Annotated in this window: 14 protein-coding genes, 2 tRNA genes and 3 rRNA genes; 16 read left to right on the top strand and 3 right to left on the bottom strand. The window is 35.6% G+C overall.

Annotated features, from left to right (window positions below; translation table 11 throughout):
• Nucleotides 1-189 precede the first annotated feature (189 nt).
• The 12 genes from BKM63_RS23565 to BKM63_RS03705 all read left to right on the top strand — a co-directional run bounded on the left by BKM63_RS23565 (nucleotide 190) and on the right by BKM63_RS03705 (nucleotide 10,996).
• Complete coding sequence (locus BKM63_RS23565) at nucleotides 190-357, top strand: hypothetical protein (protein ID WP_165608744.1); 168 nt, start codon at nucleotides 190-192, stop codon at nucleotides 355-357.
• Between the two features lie 385 nt (nucleotides 358-742).
• Nucleotides 743-2,256: ribosomal RNA gene (locus tag BKM63_RS03755) — 16S ribosomal RNA — on the top strand.
• Nucleotides 2,257-2,377: 121 nt separating this feature from the next.
• A tRNA-Ile gene (locus tag BKM63_RS03750) sits at nucleotides 2,378-2,451 on the top strand.
• Between the two features lie 107 nt (nucleotides 2,452-2,558).
• A tRNA-Ala gene (locus tag BKM63_RS03745) sits at nucleotides 2,559-2,632 on the top strand.
• A gap of 157 nt (nucleotides 2,633-2,789) precedes the next feature.
• Nucleotides 2,790-5,674 (top strand): 23S ribosomal RNA (locus tag BKM63_RS03740).
• Between the two features lie 160 nt (nucleotides 5,675-5,834).
• Nucleotides 5,835-5,944: ribosomal RNA gene (rrf, locus tag BKM63_RS03735) — 5S ribosomal RNA — on the top strand.
• Together the 16S, 23S and 5S rRNA genes with 2 tRNA genes alongside form the textbook arrangement of a ribosomal RNA operon.
• A 472-nt stretch (nucleotides 5,945-6,416) precedes the next feature.
• Nucleotides 6,417-7,010 (top strand): YdeI/OmpD-associated family protein, encoded by a 594-nt coding sequence (locus BKM63_RS03730; RefSeq protein ID WP_071635299.1) that lies wholly within the window; start codon nucleotides 6,417-6,419, stop codon nucleotides 7,008-7,010.
• 62 nt (nucleotides 7,011-7,072) lie between these two features.
• Complete coding sequence (locus tag BKM63_RS03725) at nucleotides 7,073-7,636, top strand: DUF4256 domain-containing protein (protein WP_071635298.1); 564 nt, start codon at nucleotides 7,073-7,075, stop codon at nucleotides 7,634-7,636.
• Nucleotides 7,637-7,654: 18 nt separating this feature from the next.
• Nucleotides 7,655-8,158: an endonuclease V gene (locus tag BKM63_RS03720; protein ID WP_071635297.1), complete on the top strand. Its 504-nt coding sequence runs from the start codon at nucleotides 7,655-7,657 to the stop codon at nucleotides 8,156-8,158.
• Nucleotides 8,159-8,165: 7 nt separating this feature from the next.
• Complete coding sequence (locus BKM63_RS03715; protein ID WP_071635296.1) at nucleotides 8,166-9,506, top strand: hypothetical protein; 1,341 nt, start codon at nucleotides 8,166-8,168, stop codon at nucleotides 9,504-9,506.
• Between the two features lie 105 nt (nucleotides 9,507-9,611).
• Nucleotides 9,612-10,181, top strand: coding sequence for a Crp/Fnr family transcriptional regulator (locus BKM63_RS03710; protein WP_071635295.1), 570 nt, complete (start codon nucleotides 9,612-9,614; stop codon nucleotides 10,179-10,181).
• A 77-nt stretch (nucleotides 10,182-10,258) separates the two neighbouring features.
• Nucleotides 10,259-10,996 carry an SDR family oxidoreductase gene (locus tag BKM63_RS03705; RefSeq protein WP_071635294.1) on the top strand — a complete coding sequence of 246 codons (738 nt, stop codon included), beginning with the start codon at nucleotides 10,259-10,261 and terminating at the stop codon, nucleotides 10,994-10,996.
• Nucleotides 10,997-11,093: 97 nt separating this feature from the next.
• On the opposite strand, the gene BKM63_RS03700 is transcribed toward BKM63_RS03705, so the two are convergent.
• From BKM63_RS03700 to BKM63_RS03690, 3 genes are read right to left on the bottom strand one after another with little or no spacing between them, the layout of a single operon-like run.
• Nucleotides 11,094-13,511 carry an ABC transporter permease gene (locus tag BKM63_RS03700; protein WP_071635293.1) on the bottom strand — a complete coding sequence of 806 codons (2,418 nt, stop codon included), beginning with the start codon at nucleotides 13,509-13,511 and terminating at the stop codon, nucleotides 11,094-11,096.
• Between the two features lie 43 nt (nucleotides 13,512-13,554).
• Nucleotides 13,555-15,978, bottom strand: a complete 2,424-nt coding sequence (locus tag BKM63_RS03695; RefSeq protein ID WP_071635292.1) for an ABC transporter permease — start codon at nucleotides 15,976-15,978, stop codon at nucleotides 13,555-13,557.
• Between the two features lie 3 nt (nucleotides 15,979-15,981).
• Nucleotides 15,982-16,692 (bottom strand): ABC transporter ATP-binding protein, encoded by a 711-nt coding sequence (locus tag BKM63_RS03690; RefSeq protein ID WP_083572176.1) that lies wholly within the window; start codon nucleotides 16,690-16,692, stop codon nucleotides 15,982-15,984.
• A 277-nt stretch (nucleotides 16,693-16,969) separates the two neighbouring features.
• Here BKM63_RS03690 and BKM63_RS03685 point away from each other — a divergent pair, with 277 nt between their 5' ends.
• The 4 genes from BKM63_RS03685 to BKM63_RS03670 all read left to right on the top strand — a co-directional run bounded on the left by BKM63_RS03685 (nucleotide 16,970) and on the right by BKM63_RS03670 (nucleotide 21,575).
• Nucleotides 16,970-18,319, top strand: a complete 1,350-nt coding sequence (locus BKM63_RS03685; protein WP_071635290.1) for a sigma-54-dependent transcriptional regulator — start codon at nucleotides 16,970-16,972, stop codon at nucleotides 18,317-18,319.
• 1 nt (nucleotide 18,320) lies between these two features.
• The gene (locus BKM63_RS03680; RefSeq protein WP_071635289.1) at nucleotides 18,321-19,655 is read left to right on the top strand and encodes a sensor histidine kinase; all 1,335 of its coding nucleotides are present in this window, start codon (nucleotides 18,321-18,323) and stop codon (nucleotides 19,653-19,655) included.
• 108 nt (nucleotides 19,656-19,763) lie between these two features.
• On the top strand, nucleotides 19,764-20,189 hold the full coding sequence (locus BKM63_RS03675) for a hypothetical protein (protein ID WP_071635288.1): 426 nt from the start codon (nucleotides 19,764-19,766) through the stop codon (nucleotides 20,187-20,189).
• Nucleotides 20,190-20,204: 15 nt separating this feature from the next.
• Nucleotides 20,205-21,575, top strand: a complete 1,371-nt coding sequence (locus BKM63_RS03670; RefSeq protein ID WP_071635287.1) for a hypothetical protein — start codon at nucleotides 20,205-20,207, stop codon at nucleotides 21,573-21,575.
• The last annotated feature ends 80 nt before the right edge of the window (nucleotides 21,576-21,655 follow it).

The raw sequence follows: 21,655 nt of genomic DNA, 5'->3' as shown, positions 1-21,655 counted from the left end.
TCTCTGGAAATAGATATCATGTATGGAAGAAAACAATGAAAAGCATATTGGGAACTCTGAAAGATTTATAAAAACCGCATAAAACTGCCCTTTTCGGTTTAGCTCTTTATAGATTAACGCTTATAAAACGTATAAACTCTTCAAAATTGAGTGTGTGATATAGGGTTGAAATATATAAATAACAGTAAAATGCAGGAAAAACTGACAATGTTTCAAAAAAGAACAAATTGTAAAACTGCTGTTATCAGACGGTTAAGAAAAAAGGTTAAAAAAGATGGAAAAAATATAAAAAAAAGGCTTGTAAATGTAAATAAAGGTGGTACTTTTGCACCCGCAACAGCGACAGACGTTCCCTGAAATACTGACAAGCTTATAAGATTTGGATGAAGAAATTTTTTCAAAAAAAGATTAAAAAAAGCTTGTGAGAATGGAAAACGGATGTTACATTTGCACCCCGCAAAACACGGAAAGTTCCTTGATATAGTGATAAGAAAATAGAAGAAATAGAGGCGAAAAAAAAGTTTCAAATTTTTTTAAATTTTTCTTGCACATTTAAAAAGAAAGTTTTAGTTTTGCACCCGCTTTGAAACACAAGTGAAAACAAAAAGAAACACGTTCGTAGACATATTGAATTGACAGCCGTTTTGAGAGAGATCTCAAAACAAATAATAAAGAGTAATAGAATCGTTTGATTCGAAAAAAGACCACTAGAATAAAGCATCGCAATATAATATAAAAATATACGATGAAGAGTTTGATCCTGGCTCAGGATGAACGCTAGCGGCAGGCTTAACACATGCAAGTCGAGGGGTATATGTCTTCGGATATAGAGACCGGCGCACGGGTGCGTAACGCGTATGCAATCTGCCTTTCACAGAGGGATAGCCCAGAGAAATTTGGATTAATACCTCATAGTATTATGCCTCGGCATCGAGATATAATTAAAGTCACAACGGTGAAAGATGAGCATGCGTCCCATTAGCTAGTTGGTAAGGTAACGGCTTACCAAGGCTACGATGGGTAGGGGTCCTGAGAGGGAGATCCCCCACACTGGTACTGAGACACGGACCAGACTCCTACGGGAGGCAGCAGTGAGGAATATTGGACAATGGGCGCAAGCCTGATCCAGCCATGCCGCGTGCAGGATGACGGTCCTATGGATTGTAAACTGCTTTTGTACGAGAAGAAACACTCCTTCGTGAAGGAATTTGACGGTATCGTAAGAATAAGGATCGGCTAACTCCGTGCCAGCAGCCGCGGTAATACGGAGGATCCAAGCGTTATCCGGAATCATTGGGTTTAAAGGGTCCGTAGGCGGTTTAGTAAGTCAGTGGTGAAAGCCCATCGCTCAACGGTGGAACGGCCATTGATACTGCTGAACTTGAATTATTAGGAAGTAACTAGAATATGTAGTGTAGCGGTGAAATGCTTAGAGATTACATGGAATACCAATTGCGAAGGCAGGTTACTACTAATTGATTGACGCTGATGGACGAAAGCGTGGGGAGCGAACAGGATTAGATACCCTGGTAGTCCACGCCGTAAACGATGGATACTAGCTGTTGGGAGCAATCTCAGTGGCTAAGCGAAAGTGATAAGTATCCCACCTGGGGAGTACGTTCGCAAGAATGAAACTCAAAGGAATTGACGGGGGCCCGCACAAGCGGTGGAGCATGTGGTTTAATTCGATGATACGCGAGGAACCTTACCAAGGCTTAAATGTAGATTGACCGTTTTGGAAACAGAACTTTCGCAAGACAATTTACAAGGTGCTGCATGGTTGTCGTCAGCTCGTGCCGTGAGGTGTCAGGTTAAGTCCTATAACGAGCGCAACCCCTGTTGTTAGTTGCCAGCGAGTCAAGTCGGGAACTCTAACAAGACTGCCAGTGCAAACTGTGAGGAAGGTGGGGATGACGTCAAATCATCACGGCCCTTACGCCTTGGGCTACACACGTGCTACAATGGCCGGTACAGAGAGCAGCCACTGGGTGACCAGGAGCGAATCTATAAAGCCGGTCACAGTTCGGATCGGAGTCTGCAACTCGACTCCGTGAAGCTGGAATCGCTAGTAATCGGATATCAGCCATGATCCGGTGAATACGTTCCCGGGCCTTGTACACACCGCCCGTCAAGCCATGGAAGCTGGGGGTGCCTGAAGTCGGTGACCGCAAGGAGCTGCCTAGGGTAAAACTGGTAACTAGGGCTAAGTCGTAACAAGGTAGCCGTACCGGAAGGTGCGGCTGGAACACCTCCTTTCTAGAGCCCTGAGTGTTAGTGGAAACACACGCCGGGGAAAAAGATGCTCTATTGGTTTTAGGATTTAGGGATAATATTACTCTTGCTGTTAGTTCAAATAATAAATTTTTAAGTAAAACAGAGTCTCGTAGCTCAGCTGGTTAGAGTACTACACTGATAATGTAGGGGTCGGCAGTTCGAGTCTGCCCGGGACTACTAAATTACTTAAGAAAAAGGAAATTCTGGAAGCTGGGATTCACCAAAGGAAATTAGAGAAGAATTAGAAATCTAAAATCTGAATTCTAAAATCTAAGATTTAAAATGGGGGATTAGCTCAGCTGGCTAGAGCGCCTGCCTTGCACGCAGGAGGTCAACGGTTCGACTCCGTTATTCTCCACAAAAGGCTGTAAGCCTGAGGCCTAGTGCGTAAAGCGCGAAGCATATAAAGTTCATTGACATATTGAGATAAGAAAATAATAAAAAGTAGAAAGCGTTTTTTATAATTTATTGTAAAGAACAAAAAAAAACGGTCATAATTGATTTTATGATTGGTACAATAAGCAAAATAAGGGCGTATGGGGGATGCCTAGGCTCTCAGAGGCGATGAAAGGCGTGATAAGCTGCGAAAAGCTGCGGGGACGGGCACACACCGATTGATCCGCAGATACCTGAATGGGGCAACCCACTATGTTGAAGACATAGTACACCGATAGGTGGGCAAACCCGCTGAACTGAAACATCTAAGTAGGCGGAGGAGAAGAAAACAAAAGTGATTCCGTAAGTAGTGGCGAGCGAACGCGGATTAGCCCAAACCAGTGATGTTACGGCATTGCTGGGGTTGTAGGACCACGAGATTTTATGCATGCAGAACCGGAAGTTACTGGAAAGTGACGCCAAAGAGGGTGATAGCCCCGTATGGGTAATAAATGTAATAGATAGTGGTATCCTGAGTAGGGCGGGGCACGTGAAACCCTGTCTGAATTTGGCGGGACCATCCGCTAAGGCTAAATACTCCTGAGAGACCGATAGTGAACCAGTACCGTGAGGGAAAGGTGAAAAGAACCGTGAATAACGGAGTGAAATAGATCCTGAAACCATACGCTTACAAGCGGTCGGAGCCCTTTCGTGGGGTGACGGCGTGCCTTTTGCATAATGAGCCTACGAGTTAACGTTGCTGGCAAGGATAAGTGGTTAAGCCATGGATCCGCAGCGAAAGCGAGTCTGAATAGGGCGCTTTAGTCAGTAGTGTTAGACGCGAAACCGTGTGATCTACCCATGGGCAGGTTGAAGCTGTGGTAACACACAGTGGAGGACCGAACCGGTTGACGTTGAAAAGTCTTCGGATGACCTGTGGGTAGGGGTGAAAGGCCAATCAAACTCGGAAATAGCTCGTACTCCCCGAAATGCATTTAGGTGCAGCGTTAGTTATAAAGTTATATAGAGGTAGAGCTACTGATTGGATGCGGGGGCTTCACCGCCTACCAATTCCTGACAAACTCCGAATGCTGTATAATGTTCACTAACAGTGAGGGCTTGGGTGCTAAGGTCCAAGTCCGAGAGGGAAAGAACCCAGACCATCAGCTAAGGTCCCCAAATATATGCTAAGTTGAAAGAACGAGGTTTGTCTGCCCAGACAGCTAGGATGTTGGCTTGGAAGCAGCCATTCATTTAAAGAGTGCGTAACAGCTCACTAGTCGAGCGGACGAGCATGGATAATAATCGGGCATAAGCATATTACCGAAGCTATGGATTTAGAGATTACTCTAAGTGGTAGGGGAGCATTCTAACAGGGTTGAAGGTTTTTCGTAAGGAGGGCTGGACTGGTTAGAAAAGAAAATGTAGGCATAAGTAACGATAATGCGGGCGAGAAACCCGCACACCGAAAAACTAAGGTTTCCACAGCTATGCTAATCAGCTGTGGGTTAGTCTGGTCCTAAGGCGAACCCGAAAGGGACAGTCGATGGCTAACGGGTTAATATTCCCGTACTACTAATTACTGTGATGGGGTGACGGAGTGATGAAAGCGCCGCGAACTGACGGAATAGTTCGTTAAAGTACCTAGCTATAGGCTCTGCAGGCAAATCCGCAGAGACTGGTGAAATACGATAGTACTCGGAGTCTTCGGACAAAGAGATAGTGCGCCTAAGGGCTTCCAAGAAAAACCTCTAAACTTCAGGTAATTAGTACCAGTACCGTAAACCGACACAGGTAGTTGAGGAGAGAATCCTAAGGTGCTCGAGAGATTCATGGCTAAGGAATTAGGCAAAATAGACCTGTAACTTCGGGAGAAAGGTCGCCCTGAGCAATCAGGGCCGCAGTGAAGAGGTCCAGGCGACTGTTTATCAAAAACACAGGGCTCTGCAAAATCGTAAGATGAAGTATAGGGCCTGACACCTGCCCGGTGCTGGAAGGTTAAGAGGAGATGTTATCTTCGGAGAAGCATTGAATTGAAGCCCCAGTAAACGGCGGCCGTAACTATAACGGTCCTAAGGTAGCGAAATTCCTTGTCGGGTAAGTTCCGACCTGCACGAATGGTGTAACGATCTGGACACTGTCTCAGCCATGAGCTCGGTGAAATTGTAGTAACGGTGAAGATGCCGTTTACCCGCAGTGGGACGAAAAGACCCTGTGCACCTTTACTATAGCTTAGTATTGACCTTGGATAAATGATGTGTAGGATAGGTTGGAGACTATGAAGCGGCGTCGCCAGGCGTTGTGGAGTCATTGTTGAAATACAACCCTTTGTTTATCTGAGGCCTAACCCCGCAAAGGCGGGGGACATTGCTTGGTGGGTAGTTTGACTGGGGTGGTCGCCTCCAAAAGAGTAACGGAGGCTTCTAAAGGTTCCCTCAGTACGCTTGGTAACCGTGCGTAGAGTGCAATGGCATAAGGGAGCTTGACTGAGAGACATACAGGTCGATCAGGTACGAAAGTAGAGCATAGTGATCCGGTGGTTCCGCATGGAAGGGCCATCGCTCAAAGGATAAAAGGTACGCCGGGGATAACAGGCTGATCTCCCCCAAGAGCTCATATCGACGGGGGGGTTTGGCACCTCGATGTCGGCTCGTCACATCCTGGGGCTGGAGAAGGTCCCAAGGGTTGGGCTGTTCGCCCATTAAAGTGGCACGCGAGCTGGGTTCAGAACGTCGTGAGACAGTTCGGTCTCTATCTACTGTGGGCGTTAGAAATTTGAGTGGATCTGATTCTAGTACGAGAGGACCGAATTGGACAAACCTCTAGTGTATCTGTTGTCCCGCCAGGGGCACCGCAGAGTAGCTACGTTTGGAAGGGATAAGCGCTGAAAGCATATAAGCGCGAAACCCACCACAAGATGAGATTTCTTTTAAGGATCGTGGAAGATGACCACGTTGATAGGCTATAGATGTAAAGGCAGTAATGTCATAGTCGAGTAGTACTAATAATCCGTAAGCTTATGTACACCCTTTTCCCCCGATGCAAGTCGGGGGGAGAAACTTTCTAGAAATACTAAATAAAAATACTTTTCTTTATCTCAGTATGTTAAGATATTGGTTTTAATTATGAATTGTCAATTATCAATTGTTAATTAAAACAGATTGCCCAAAGCAATTATAACTTCTTAAGGTGGTTATTGCGGCGGGGCTCACCTCTTCCCATCCCGAACAGAGTAGTTAAGCCCGCCTGCGCAGATGGTACTGCAGTTATGTGGGAGAGTATGTCGTCGCCTTTCTTTTGAAAAACCCTATTCCAGCGAATAGGGTTTTTTGTTTTATAGATGTTTTGCAAAAAAAATCGTACTCTGAAATGATTGAAACAAACGATGATGATTTATTCATTCTGATGAATTTGACTCTAGATTTGTTTTTACGTATTTTTTCTTCTTTATTTTCTATTATTCTCCGAATTCGGCACAATAAGCCATCTTTTTAAATTTAATGCATCAAAAGCTATTGTTTAGTTTATTTGATCAAACTTCAGAACGAGATAAAATCCTTAATTTTATACAATATTCTACAAGAGGAATTATAAAAGAATCCAAGTTGGAATCGCATTAATTAAATTGTAGTATTAAAAAGAACTCAAATTTCGTATTCACTTTTGTAAGATTTGTTACATTTGAAGTAGGATGGAAATTATATTAAGTATTAGATTTTGTTTATTTCCTATAGCAGTTTAGATATATTAATTAAAATACGGATGATATGTCAGCAAATGTAGAGAATCCAAAAGTTGATTTCTTTTTTGATAAAGCTACTAAATGGCACGAAGAATTAATTTTAATGCGAAAAATTGCTCTCGAATGTCAGTTAAGCGAAGAACTTAAATGGGGAGTTCCCTGTTATACTTTTAAAGAAAATAATATCGTTTTAATTCATGCTTTTAAAGAATATTGTGCTTACTTATTTTTTAAAGGAGCATTGTTAAAAGATACAGACAGCATTTTGATCCGGCAATCTGAGAATGTTCAGGCGGCTCGTCAGATACGATTTACTAATCTTCAGGAAATAATTGATTTAAGAACTGTTTTGAAAACATACATTTATCAAGCTGTAGAAATTGAAAAAGCGGGTGTGAAAGTGGAGCTGAAAAAAACTTCTGATTTTGCTGTTTCTGAGGAATTTCAAAAGAAATTAGACGAAATGCCAAATCTCCAAAAAGCTTTTGATGCTTTAACTCCGGGAAGGCAAAGGGCTTATTTACTTCATTTTTCCCAGCCCAAACAGTCAAAGACCAGAGAAGTGCGAGTAGAAAAAAATATTCCCAATATTTTGGAGGGCAAGGGGCTTAATGATTAGTTAAATTTTAAACATCTTCAATAAGTTTTAAAATAATGTCAGCAAACATAAAATAACAAAGGATGAGTCAAAAGAATAAACTATCATCAGAACAGCAGGAATCATTATTGAGTGTTTTAGAAATACGTTTTGAAAATAATATGCATCGGCATAAAAACATTGAATGGGAAAAAGTTCAGTTAAAACTAAAAGCTAATCTTGAGAAACTTTGGTCACTTGACGAAATGGAAAGAACTGAAGGTGAACCTGATGTTGTGGGGTATGATGAAGAAACAAAAGAGTATATTTTTTACGATTGTGCAGCAGAAAGCCCTAAAGGACGAAGAAGCATTTGTTATGATCACGAAGCTTTAGAAAAAAGGAAAGAAAATAAACCTAAAAACAGCGCTGTAAATATGGCTTCTGAAATGGGAATCCAGATTTTGAATGAAACGGAATATCGCGAACTTCAAAAATATGGGAAATTTGATACCAAAACTTCAAGCTGGATTTTAACTCCTTCCAATATTAGGAAACTTGGCGGTGCAATTTTTTCAGATTTTCGTTATGATACCGTTTTTGTATATCATAACGGTGCCGATTCTTACTATGCAGCAAGAGGTTTTAGAGGTTCTTTGAGAATTTGAAAAAAATAAATAAATAGAATGATATTAGCCTTTGATACTTATTATTTTGATAATAAAGCGAAAACAGTTTGTCTTGAATTTGAGAAATGGAACGAAAACAAAAATTTTAAAATTCATACTGAAATTATTGAGAACATTGAAGAATATATTCCGGGAGAATTCTACAAGAGAGAGCTTCCTTGTATTATCAGTTTGTTAAATCTGATTGATCTAAAAAATATTGAAGCCATTATTGTAGATGGATTTGTATATTTAGATGACGATAAAAAGTACGGTTTAGGCGGATATTTATATGAAAAATTAAATAAACAAATTTCCATTATCGGTGTTGCCAAAACCAATTTTTCAAGTATTGAAAAAAATAAAAAAGCTTTATTGAGAGGCGACAGTATAAAACCATTATTTATAACTTCTATTGGAATAGATTTGGAAGAAGCTTTCCAAAAAGTAGCAAGTATGGCGGGTGAATTTAGAATGCCCGCTTTATTAAAAGAGCTGGATCGTTTAACGAAAGAATCTTAAAAAATTTATGAATAAATCTTTTTGGGAAGAAATTAAAAAATTTGAATTAGATAATCCTAACGATGAATATGGATTTTCAACAAGATTAGCTGTAGAGAATAATTGGACTATTTATTTTACAAAAAAGGCAATCTTAGAATATAAAAAATTCATGTATCTGGCGGCAACTTCAAATGAAATGGTTTCACCTTCAGAAATTGTAGATATTGTGTGGCATCAGCATTTGATATTTACTAATTCTTACTCAGAGTTGTGCACCGTTTTGTCCAAGAGAGTTGAGCACATTCCTTCAACACATAATAAATCAGAATTTGAAAAGTTTCAAAAAGCAAAAGAAGTAACGAAAGGATTATACGAATTAAATTTTGGAAAACAGCCAGAGGAAATCTGGAAGTATAATAATCCTGTTCATTCTCTTGAATTAGACAGCTCTAATTTAGATTTAACGAAGCTGAAAATTATATTTCTTGGAGCTCTGTTAGTTTTGGTTTTTCCAATTTCACTTCTTCTCAAACCAGTTTTAATTCAGATCAAAAATCCCGATTTTGTTTATTCTTATATTTTCTTATTTGCAATTGTAACAATTTTGTTGATGCAGTTTGTAAAAGCAGCCTGTAATTTGTTAATAAGAAGAATTAAATCAAAATTAATTATAGATAATCTTTCACCATTTGAACTGGTCTTTTTTCAAAAGAACAAAATAGATTTTGTGATTCATGGTATTGTAAATAATCTGATTGAAAACAAAAAAATACAGGTTGCAGGTAATAAATTAAAATTAATAGACGAAAGTTTGACAGACAATGTATACGAAAATTGTGTCATCGGGATCATGAAGGATTACAATCTGATACCCTACTTTCAGCTAAATCTATTAATTAAAAGTAAACCTGTTTTTCTGCAATTAAAAAATGGAGTTGAAAAAATTAGAGAAACAATTATAAATTCTAAACAATTTCTATCGATTATAAAAGTGGTGCTTATTGTCTTTGGACTTTTGTTAAGTATAGGATTGAGCAGAATTATTACAGGTATTTCTCGAGGAAAAGCGATTACAAATTTGGTAATTGTAATGATGATTTTAGCAGCGATCTCGTATCATTATTTAAAAAAAATGACAAACTATTTGTTTCTAAATACGGTGCATTCCGTTTTTAACAATGAGAAACGAAATACTGATGCAGAAAATGACTGGCAGTGGAGATATTTTCTATATGGAAGTTTGGCTATTTCCTTTGTACCCCTAACGGTGCAGGTAAATAATCATGATAGCTCGTCCTCGAGCAATTCCTCAAGCTGTGGCAGCTCTTGCGGAAGTTCGTGTGGCGGCTGTGGCGGAGGTGATTGAAAAAAGGAAGAATTTTTAACCAGCAAATAAAATCTGCTAAATAAAGTTGAATGGTTTTTGCCAAATGACAAATTCTGTGTACACAACTTTGATTAACTTGCATTTATGAAAGAATTTATAGAATATATTTTGCAGTTTGGCAGTTTAAATCAACAGCAATTGGATTTAATTTCGAGTAAAGCAAATGAATTGGAACTTTCGAAAGATGAATATTTTTCGGAAGCGGGAAAGATAGCACAGCAAGTGGGTTTTGTTTTAGACGGAATTATCCGGGTTTGTTATTACAATAATAAAGGAGAAGAAATTACCAAATATTTTATCGATGAAAATAACTTGGTTGTTGATATCGAAAGTTTTGATAACGATATCTGTTCTAATTCTTATGTACAGGCTATTACGGATTGTAAACTACTGGTTTTTTCTAAAAAAGACTGGAAAGAACTTTTGGATACCATTATTGGCTGGGATGCTATTGTACATAAAATTATTTCGAAAGCATTAAGACAAAAAGTAGAAAGAAGAAGTCCTTTGGTTTCAGAAGATGCGACTACACGTTATTTGATGTTTCTGAAAATCTACCCTAATGTTATCAATCGAATTCCGTTATCTTATGTTGCATCTTATTTAGGAATAACTCAATCTTCTTTGAGCAGAATTAGAAAAAACATCCGATAAATTGCTTTTTGCCAAATGACAAATGATTTCATTTTTAAACCAAAGATCTTTGCCTTGTTAATTTAAAACACTAGAAAATGAAATCAGTATTAATTACAGGAGCAAATAGAAGCATTGGATTAGAAATAACAAAACAGCTTTCAAAAAAAGGAGTATTTGTTTATTTAGGAACGCGTGATCTTGAAAAAGGAAATAAAGTTGTAAAACAATTAAATGAAGATGGATATGAAAACATCAAAGCCATTCAAATTGATGTTACCAACCAAGCTTCTATTTTAGCAGCAAAAGCAATTGTAGAAAACGAGCAAGGTAAACTAGATATCCTGATTAATAATGCCGGAATCAGCGGGGAATTTCCTCAAAACGCTTCGGATACAAATATTGAAGCAATTCAAAATGTATTTGATACCAATTTCTTTGGCGTTATAAGTGTTACGCAGGCATTTTTAGAATTGCTTAAAAAATCTGAAAGTCCAAGAATTAGTAATATCACATCCGGACTTGGGTCTTTAACTCTGCATAGTGATCCCACTTGGAAATATTACAATTTTAAATCGGCTGCTTACGGGACTTCAAAAGCAGCTTTAAATGCTTATACAATTAATTTAGCTTACGAACTAAAAGACCTTTCATTTAAAGTAAATGCAATTGATCCGGGCTACACGGCAACAGATTTTAATCATCATAGCGGACCCGGAACTATAGAAAGTGCTGCATCATTTATTATTAAACATACATTGACAGATGATAGTGCGCCAACGGGACAATTTTATAGTAATGATATTGAGGATGAAACAGGAATAAGTCCGTGGTAAAATTTCAATTGAATAAATTAAAAAAGACTCCATATTGGAGTCTTTTTTAGGTTTACAGCTGAATTAATATTTCCATTTAAAATTTTTATAAGAGTTTTTACTCATACTTTAAATATTTTAAAACGTCTGTTTTAGTGGCTGTATAGGCTCTTGATAATACAATTATTAAAGTTAGAAACAATAAAATTGCAAACCCAAGAATAAATGGATAGAAACTTATCTCAATTCTAAGTGCAAAGTTTTCAAGCCATTTTGTTAATAGATAATAAACCGGAAACAAAGCAATTAGAAACCCAATTATACAATATAAAATATATTGTTTCGATAATTCTTTCAGCAAAGTATTCGTTTCGGCACCCAGTGTTTTTCTAATTGCAATCTCTTTCATACGTCTTTGTATTGAAAATGATGCCAGCGCAAATAAACCAAACAAAGCGATTAGAATTACTACAATGTTAAGCAGCGAAAATAAGTTTTTTTGCTTAGTATAAGATTCATAAGTTCTCGCATATTCTTTGTCTACAAAATCGTATTTAAAAGGATATTCGGTATCCACTTTTAACCATAATTTTTCAATACTTTTAATCGTAGTTTCCAGATTGTCAGATTTTACTTTTATGTAAACCTTGTTGATGTTGTGCGCCATGCTAAAGGTTTTAATATGATAGAAGGCAATTGGAGGCACTTTTAATTCAGGGCTCAGTAAATTGAAATCTTTAACAATACCAATGATTTTTAATTTTCGCTCGCGTATCAGAAGTTCTTTCCCAATAGGATTTTTAAGCTTCATTAAATTTAAAGCACTTTCATTTATTATAACCGAATTAACAGTATCCGAAGCTAATTTTCTATCGAAATTTCTGCCTTCTTTCATTTTAATGTTCAGCATTTCAAGTAAACCAAAGTCTAAAGCGATAGTTCTTTCTTTAAAAAGTTCATCATTATACAGCACTGGAGAAATAGAATTATCAGATCCATCAAAAGAAATAAGTCCGGTTGAAATTTGTTCAACACCTTTAATTTTGCTCAATTCTTGTTTTAAAGTATTGTATTTAGCATAAATAGTTTGTTCTGCATTTTCGGATGTATATTCTGTCAAAGGAATATTTAATGGAATTGTAAGAACCTGATCGCCTTTAAAACCTAGATCTTTATTTTGCAGATATTTAATTTGCTGATACACCATATGAGAACCAATTATAAAAAATGCTGCAATGGCAAACTGAAAAATAAGCATTCCGTTACGAAGCCAAATTCCGTTCTTGCTTCTGTCGAAATTTCCTTTCAAAACTTTAAAAGTTTTGAAATTGGATATATAAATGGCCGGAAATAATCCTGCTGTCAAAATTGTAATTATAAAAATCAATATCAATTGTATGTAAAACTGACTGGCCAAAAGTACAATGTTTTTGTTTAAAAAATTGTTGTAATACGGCAAAGTCAGTTCTACAATTACTAAAGCCAGTAAAATAGAAAAACTCGTCGTTAAAACCGTTTCAAAAAGAAACTGACTAACAATATCGCCTTTTGAGGCACCGGATATTTTACGAACTCCAACTTCTTTCGCCCGCTTTACGGCACTAGCAGTGGCGAGATTGATGTAATTAACAATCGACAAAATGAGAATCAAAAGCGACAAACCCATCATGATCATTAAAAACTGATAATTTCCCCGCGCTTCAGGATAACCATCTGCTATGGAATGTAATCTGGCTTTTGATAAAGGTTCAAGAATAACTCTAAAATAACCTACTTTTTTAGCCATTTCTTTGGGTGTAAAACCGGCTTCTTTGGAAAGTCTTGTAATAAAATCGTGGTTGTAAATTCTTTCGAGTTTTTGTCTTGTCACATCAATTTTTGACGGGTCTTTTACCTTTAGCAATAATTTTAAAATAAACGGATTTGTCTTTCCTGAAGTTGTCAGTTCCTCCATTTTATTGATAATCACATTTGGAGCAATTGAAGAATTTCCGGGAATATGATATACGGCACGTACAGAAAACATTTGGTTAAAACATTTTATTTGTTTTCCAATGGGGTTTTCATTTCCAAAAAACCTTTCAGCCGTAACATCAGAAATCGCAACGCTGGAATCATCTTTTATAGCTGAAATTGCATCACCCTGAATAATTTCGAAAGGAAAAAAAGAAAAGAAATTTTGTTCGACATTGACGATTTTATCTACAAATTCCTTTTTTCCTTTGTAGATAATTTTATCCTTTTGATACCAGGAATCAGCATACATTATGGTTTCAATATTAGGATCTTCGTCTAAAGTCGGTTTCAGGAATAAGGCACAATCTGACCACGCCGGCATATCAGTTAGCTGAACCAAAACCTGATATACTTTTTCTTTTTCAGGATTCCAGACATTATAATTTTGCTCGTCGTTCCAGTAAAGCAGGGCAAAAATAAGCCCTGCAATTCCTACTGATAACCCTAAAATATTTAATGATGAAAAAAGTTTATTGTGCTTTAACTGGTAAATAAAGGTATTAATATAGTTTAGTATCATGGTTTTTGTGGTTGGTTAGTTACGGACATCAAATTTTGTATGTCTATTCATATTTTAGGTATTTCAAAACATCAACTTTTGTTGCCTGATAAGCTCTGGTAAGCACCACTAATAGGGTTAAGGTTAGTAAAGCAGTAAACCCAATTAAAAATGGATAGATAGAAATCGTGATTCTATAAGCAAAATTCTCCAGCCATTTGTCTAATAAAAAATAGGCGGGAAATAAGGCTGTCAGAAATCCAACTACACTGAATACGATATATTGTTTGCAAAGTTCTTTCAACAAAATGTTCGTCTCGGCTCCCAGGGTTTTTCGAATTGCAATTTCTTTCATGCGTCTTTCGATAGAATAAGAAGCCAAAGCAAAGAGTCCGAAAAGTGCAATTACAATGACTACAATATTCAATAAAGAGAAGAGATTTTTTTGTTTTACATAGCTGCTGTACGATCTTTTATATTCTTTATCTACAAAATCATATATAAAAGGATAATCCGGATCTACTTTTTTGGTCCAAAGGTTTTCGATGCCAGCAATAGTCTGCTGCATGGTTTTAGGATCGGCTGTGACATAAAAATTGTTCAAATTTGATGTAAACCAAGGTACCGTTTTAAAATGGAAAAAAGACATCGGAGGTATTGGTTCTCCTGGGTTTCCTACATTAAAATCTTTTACTATTCCAACGATAATAGCATCTTGTCCGTTCCAGTTTATTTTTTTTCCTATTGGATCTTTTTCATTTAACAATTTTAGAGCTGTTTCATTAATTAACATTGAAGAAATGGTATCCTGGGCAAATTTAGGATTCAAAAAACGTCCTTTTGTAATTTTTATTTTCATCATTTCCAGCAGTCCAAAATCGATTGGCATATTACTGCCGTCAATATTTTGATCTTTATAATGATAGGAAATTACAGATTTTGCTCCGCTTCCAAAAACAAATCCTCCTCCAGCAACTTGCTGCACCCCTTGTATATGTTGTAATTGGTTTTTAATAATAGTGTATCGTTCAAAACGATCTTTATGGGTTATTCCTTCACCGTAAGTATTTCGATATGAAATATTAAGAATCTGTTTGCCGCTAAAGCCCAAATCTTTAGAATTCATAAGATCGATTTGCTCATATACAATATACGATCCAATAATGAAGAAAGATGCCACAGCAAATTGAAAAATCAGCATGCCGTTTCTAAGCCAAACACCGTTTTTGCTTCTTCCAAAATTTCCTTTCAATACTTTTAGCGATTCAAAATTAGAAACATACACTGCGGGAAATATGCCTGCTAATATTACGGTTGCAATAAATATAACCGCAAGTTGTAAGTAGAACTGACTGCTTTGCAATACAAGTGTTTTTTCTAAAAAAGCATTATAAAAAGGAAGGGAAAGTTCTACAATAACAAGCGATATTAAAATAGAAAGTAATGAAATTACAGCGGTTTCGAAAATATACTGTTTAATTATAGCTGATTTTGAAGCGCCGATAATTTTGCGAACTCCAACTTCTTTGGCTCTTTTTACAGCATTTGCCGTAGCCGAGTTAACATAATTTACAATTGATAAGATTAGAATTAAAACAGATAATCCAACCATGATTACCAGAAATTGAAAATTACCTTTTGATTCTGCCAGACCACCAGTTTTTGTATGCAAACGTATAGACGATAATGACTCTAAACAGGGTTTTACTTCTCCGTATTTCTTAATAAATTCTTTCGCTGTAATACCTTGAAGTTTTGCATAACGAGCGGTCATATTCTCAAAATACATTTTTTGAAGATTTTGAGTTACTGATTTTTGTCCATCCGGATTTTTCAGTTTTAATAGCAGAACAAATTGAAAATTCCCCCAGGATTGGATGTTTTGATTTAATTGCTCATCCATAAAATTAACCACACATGACGGATTATAAGCTGATTTTTTATCGAGTTTATAAACACCTCTTACGATTAGGTTTTTACCTTTCAGTACAATTTGTTTGCCCAAAGCGGTTTCGTTTCCAAAAATCTGAATGGCTAAATCCTTAGATAAACAAATACTGTTTACATCTGGTAAGGCGGTTTTTGAACTTCCCTCTATAAATGGATAAGGGAAATACTCAAAGAAGTTTTTTTGCGCCAAAATTATTTTATCTGACTGCACTTTTTTGTTATTAAAACGAATGATATCATTGTCGTAATCACCACTTAAATAACAATAAGATTCTACTTCAGGACTTACCTCTTTTATGGCAGCTCCTATTGGTGCCGAACTTGAACCCCAATAAGTAGTTGCGTCCATTTGGTTAGCAACCAAAAAGATATTTTCTTTATTAGGATTCCATTGGTCGTAACTATGTTCCTCATTCCAATATAGAATCGCAAAAATTAAACCTGCGATTCCAATACTCAAACCCAAAACATTCAAGGCCGTAAAAAGCTTGTTATTTTTGATGTGGTATATAAATATATTGATCCAGTTTTTTAGCATGATTTAATTTTTTGCAGTTACTAAAACGTCTACATTTTTGTGATTTAATTTTTCTGAAAGAATAATTCCGTCTTTCATTAAAATTGTTTTCTGCGAAAATGAAGCGTCATAATCAGAGTGCGTAACCATTAAAATTGTAGAACCGCTGGCATGAAGATCCGTCAATAATTCCATTACTTCATTACCATTTTTACTGTCCAGATTTCCTGTAGGCTCATCGGCAAGGATAATTTTTGGATCATTAATTAAAGCTCTTGCAACGGCTACACGTTGCTGCTGTCCTCCTGAAAGCTGTTGCGGAAAATGCTTTAAACGATGAGAAATGCCTAATATAGAGGCAATATCGTCTACTTTTTTCTTTCTTTGCGATAGCGGAACATTATTGTAAATCAACGGTAATTCTATATTATCATAAACCGACAACTCATCAATTAGATTAAAATTCTGAAAAATGAATCCGATGTTTTCTTTTCTGGCTTTTGATTTTAATTTCTCTTTCAGGCCAACCATTTCTTGTCCTAATAATTTATAACTTCCACCGGAAGCACTGTCTAATAATCCAATGATATTTAATAAAGTTGATTTTCCACTTCCTGACGGCCCCATGATCGATACAAAATCGCCTTCGTTTATGGTTAATGAAATTTCGCTTAAAGCTTTAGTTTCGACTTCTTCGGTTCTAAAAATTTTGGAAAGCTTGTTAATGTTGATCATAATTGTTTGTTTTTAGATTGATGTTTTTAATAAATTTTATTGCCGAAGTAATAGAAACGCATCGAAATTAAGATATTTGACAATATAGTTGTTAGATATCAATTTTTGTTACTTTTACGAGCAATAATGATTCTCATATTTGATGATTTGATAGTCATAATGTGATTTTCGTGCCAAAAATTTAAAACATGTAACTGCCTTATTTTTACATTTTTATTTTTTGAATACAATTGAAAGTGTCCAAAAGTGGACAGCTTTCGTCCAAAACTGAACAAAAATGAAAAAAACAAACGCCTCGATATTAATCATCGACGATCAGGAAGACATTCTTTTTGCGTCGAAAGTCTACTTAAAAAAGTATTTTGAAGAGATTTACACCCTAAATAATCCCAAAAATATTGTCGAATTATTGTCGGGAAAAAAGATTGATGTCGTTTTGCTCGACATGAATTACCGTATAGGTTTTGAAGACGGAAGAGAAGGTTTGTATTTACTGAAAGAAATAAAAACGCTTTCGCCAAAAACGGTTGTGATTTTAATGACGGCTTTTGGAAAAGTAGAAACTGCCGTTGAAGGACTGAAATCAGGGGCTTTTGATTATATCCTGAAACCGTGGGAAAACAAGAAACTTTTAGAATCTGTAAAACAAGCTGTAGACAAATCTCGTAAGGAACAAAAAAAGGACAAAGAAATTGAAGTCGAAAATGATTTTTTTGCCGGAACTTCTGAAATTATAAAAAAGGCCTATTCGCTGGCGGATAAAGTAGCAAAAACCGATGCCAATGTTTTGATTTTGGGAGAAAACGGAACCGGAAAATTTGTTTTGGCACATCATATTTACAAGCAGTCCGAAAGAAAAAACAATCCGTTTATTGCCGTTGATTTAGGTTCTTTGAATTCGAATATTTTCGAAAGTGAATTGTTTGGCTATGCAAAAGGCGCTTTTACCGATGCTAAAATGGATACGCCAGGACGTTTTGAAATGGCGCAGAACGGAACTATTTTTTTAGATGAAATAGGAAACGTTCCGCTGCATCTGCAATCTAAATTATTGCAGGTCATTCAAACCAAAACCGTAACAAGATTGGGCGAAACAAAAGCAAGACCTTTAAATGTGCGAATTATTACGGCAACCAATTTGAATTTAAAACTGGAAGTTGCCGATAAAAATTTCAGGGAAGATTTGTATTATCGTATTAATACAATGGAAATTGTGCTGCCTCCATTGCGCGAACGAAACGAAGATAAAATTCCGCTTGCCGAATATCTTCTGGAAAAAATGATGGAAAAATACGGAAGAAGCGAAATTACATTTGACAAAAAAGTATTGGAACAAATTGAAAAACACGCCTGGAACGGAAACATCCGCGAAATGGAAAATAAAATTGAACGCGCCGTTATTCTTTGCGAAAATAATAAAATCACGGTTTCAGATCTGGATTTGCAAACCATAACGCCTTATGATGAAAACCCGGATGATATTCAGCTTTCGTCCGTAGAAAAAGCGGCTATCGAAAAAGCGCTTCTTAAGCACAATAACAATATCAGTAAAACAGCCGAAGAACTGGGCTTGTCCAGAGGTTCTTTGTATCGTCGTTTAGAGAAATATAATATCAACATGAATTAGTATGTTTAAATCACTTCAAACTTATAAACTGCTTTTTTTTCGATTACTTGCCATTGTTGCGGCGATAGAAATTTCGATTTATTTTTTTAGAGTCGGACTGATTTTTACGGGTGTATTTGGCCTTTTTATTGTTTTTCTGCTCATTCGCGAAATGTATTTTTATGTTCGGAATTTTGTTTTGCTTTACGATAAAACCATTGCTTCGATTTTGCAGAATGATTTTACATCAGATTTTACAAAACACAAAGTCAATAAAAGTTATGATGATTTGTTTCAATTGTATGATACTTTAAAGAACAGACAAAACGAACAGATTTCAAAAGATATTATTTACCGTTCTATTTTAAATAACATCGAAACCGGAATTATCATTTTGCAAAAACAAGATATAAATTGGGATATTTTTTTAATGAACGATTATTTTTCGAATCATTTTAATGTGCCCAAAGTCTCGAAATGGAAATACCTTAAAAATCAACTGCCATCGCTTTGCGAAATTATCGAAGCCGATGATTTTCACGAAATAAAAACAGCTGTAGAAATAAGTATAAACGAACAAAACAAACAGACTTTTGTTCTGCAGGCATCAAGAACCGAGATTTTTGAACGCGATTATTTTATCGTTTTACTGGATTCTATTCAAAATGTGGTCGAAAAGAAAGAAAAAGATGCCTGGGTAAATTTGATGAAAGTGATTTCTCATGAGCTTTTAAACTCGATAACGCCAATTCGTTCTATCTGCCAGAATCTCCAGGATTTAGTTGAGCAGGATTCGCTTTCTTCGGAAGATTTGGAAGACATTAAAAACAGCGTTGAAACTATGTTAAGACGAAGTGATCATTTGCAGAAATTTGTAGAAGGTTATCGAAAACTGGCGATGCTTCCGTCTCCTAAAAAAGAAAAAACAGCCCTAAAGAATTTAGTTGAAAATTGTCTTCAAATTATGAATCCGTTGTTTAAAAAAGATGAAATCGAAGTTATAAACGCTGTTTCTTTGAAAAGTTCTATAAATGTCGATCCGCAGCAAACGGAGCAGGTTATTATTAACCTTTTGACGAACTCGATTAATGCCTTAAAAAATAGCGGCCAGAAACAGATTTTAATTTCGGCGGAAGCCAAAGAAAACAGGACTTATATTAAAATCACCGACACCGGAAACGGAGTTGAAAAAGAAATTGAAAACAAAATTTTCCTGCCATTTTTTACCACCCGAAATGAAGGTGCCGGAATTGGTTTAACACTTTCTAAAAACATAATCGAAGCGCATGGCGGCTATATTTCATTTAAAACAGAAGAGGGCAAAACTACTTTTGAGATTTGTTTGGTTGAGGGATAAGTTTTTTGCATTAAATTTTAGTATAGATATTTCTTATATATTAGCAAAATAAATACTTTTTATTATTAGATAAAAAAAGTAGAAAAACAGCCAAAAACTACCATTTTAATGAAAGAAAAATTTCTGAATTCTAAATTGATTTTGTTAATTCCAGCCTATTGGGCCTGCCTGTTTGATGAAACGATTACCATTATCAATCAATCTAATGAATATTGGAAAGGCAATTTAAGTAAAGCAAACGAAGGAAATCCTATTGGCGCTTTTATGATGGCCAATCACACTTCTGGATTATTTGTAATTTGTGCACTTTGGCTTGTGTTAATTGGAATAATAGGGTATTATTTATCAAATAAAAAACTGAAGATTTTTTCTCTTTTTGTTTTAATAGCTCATTCTTTTGGAGCCTCTTCTTGGTTAAGTTTTTATTATAATTTTTGGTACGCTATTGCTTTTATTTTCATAAATGCTGTTCTTTTTATCGAAGTTGAAAATATATACGAAAGCAGAAGGAAATTGAAAACTATTGAACTATAAATTTAACAAGCCATAATGAAAAATAGATTTTTACTCGCATTTTTATTTTTGACAGTTTTTGCATTTGCACAAAAAACAACTTTTAAAATTAAGTATTCTGAACAATTAGCTGTTTTTATTTTTTTGCAGCATCTCTCTGAAAATTATCCCGATAATGTTTTTAAAACCGAATTTGAAAAGTCAAAATATAATACAGATAAATACAAAATCGTAATCTCAAAATTTGATAAATTAGTTTTGGACTACAGCTGCAGATTTGATGAGTTTCCTTATGGCTCAAAAAAAACAATGCAGACGGAAGATGTTTTGAAAAAAAATCTAATTGAGACGACTGATTTAATAAGTTTCAAAAATCGTTCTGTGGGTATTATTCCAAGTAAAACGTTGATTGATTTAGCCGAAAGTATTTCAGAATTTACGCCAATTTACAACGAACTGATTTATAATCCGAACAAAGAAAAATTTGAAAAGCAACTGGAAGAAATTACAAAGTATTCTAATGAACATCATATAGAAAACTTCTTTAATACCGGATTACTGTTTTACAATTCCAGCTGGGATAATGCAATTCCTTTTGAAATTGCTTTTTATCCGCTGCCTAATTCCAAAGGGTTTACAGCGCAGGCATTTTGCAATAATGCGATAAGCGCCATACAAACAGATCTAAAATCATACAAGGACTTGTTTAGTGTTATGATGCACGAAATTTATCACATTATTTATGATGAACAATCGCTGGAAGTAAAAACAGCAATTGACACTTATTTTAAGGAAAACAAATCGAATTCCAGTAATTATGCTTATCAGTTAATGAATGAAGTTTTGGCAACAGATCTGGGAAATGGTTATGTTTATGAACAATTAGATGGTAAAACAGATACTTACGATTGGTACAATAGAAAATACATAAATCTTATGGCTAAGCAAATTTATCCTTTGGTTAAAGAATACATTGAGCAGAAGAAACCAATTGATAAAAATTTTATTGATAATTACATCAGGCTTTATGAAGAGAATTTTCCGAATTGGATAAATGAGCTCGATAATATCATGACGTATAGATATGTACTCTCAGAAAATGAAAATGATTTTACTGCAATAGGCAGAATGTTTCGTTATCGTTCCAGAACGCAATATGATTCTGAGATTACGGACGGCAGTATTGAAAAGATGAAAGAAACACCATTAACAAAAATGGTCATCATTTCTAAAAATAATCCTCAAAAATTAAAATTGCTGAAAAGTAAATTTAAAGAATTAAACAAATGGCAGTTTAAAGCCGACAAGGATTTTGCATACAAAATTCTTTTGGACGACAAAAGCCAATTGATTGTAATAAATCAAAAAAAAGAAACACTTGAAACGCTTATTAAATCAATAAAATAGGGTAGAAGGAATATTCTCTTATATTCGTTTTGAGAAAAAATTGAGAGAATAATAAATAACAAAACAAGAGCTCCAAAGTC

It is taken from the genome of Flavobacterium johnsoniae, assembly GCF_001879205.1.
Taxonomy (GTDB): domain Bacteria; phylum Bacteroidota; class Bacteroidia; order Flavobacteriales; family Flavobacteriaceae; genus Flavobacterium; species Flavobacterium johnsoniae_A.
The sequence above is the reverse complement of the archived record's forward strand: the minus strand, read 5'-3'. Positions and strand labels throughout refer to the sequence as shown.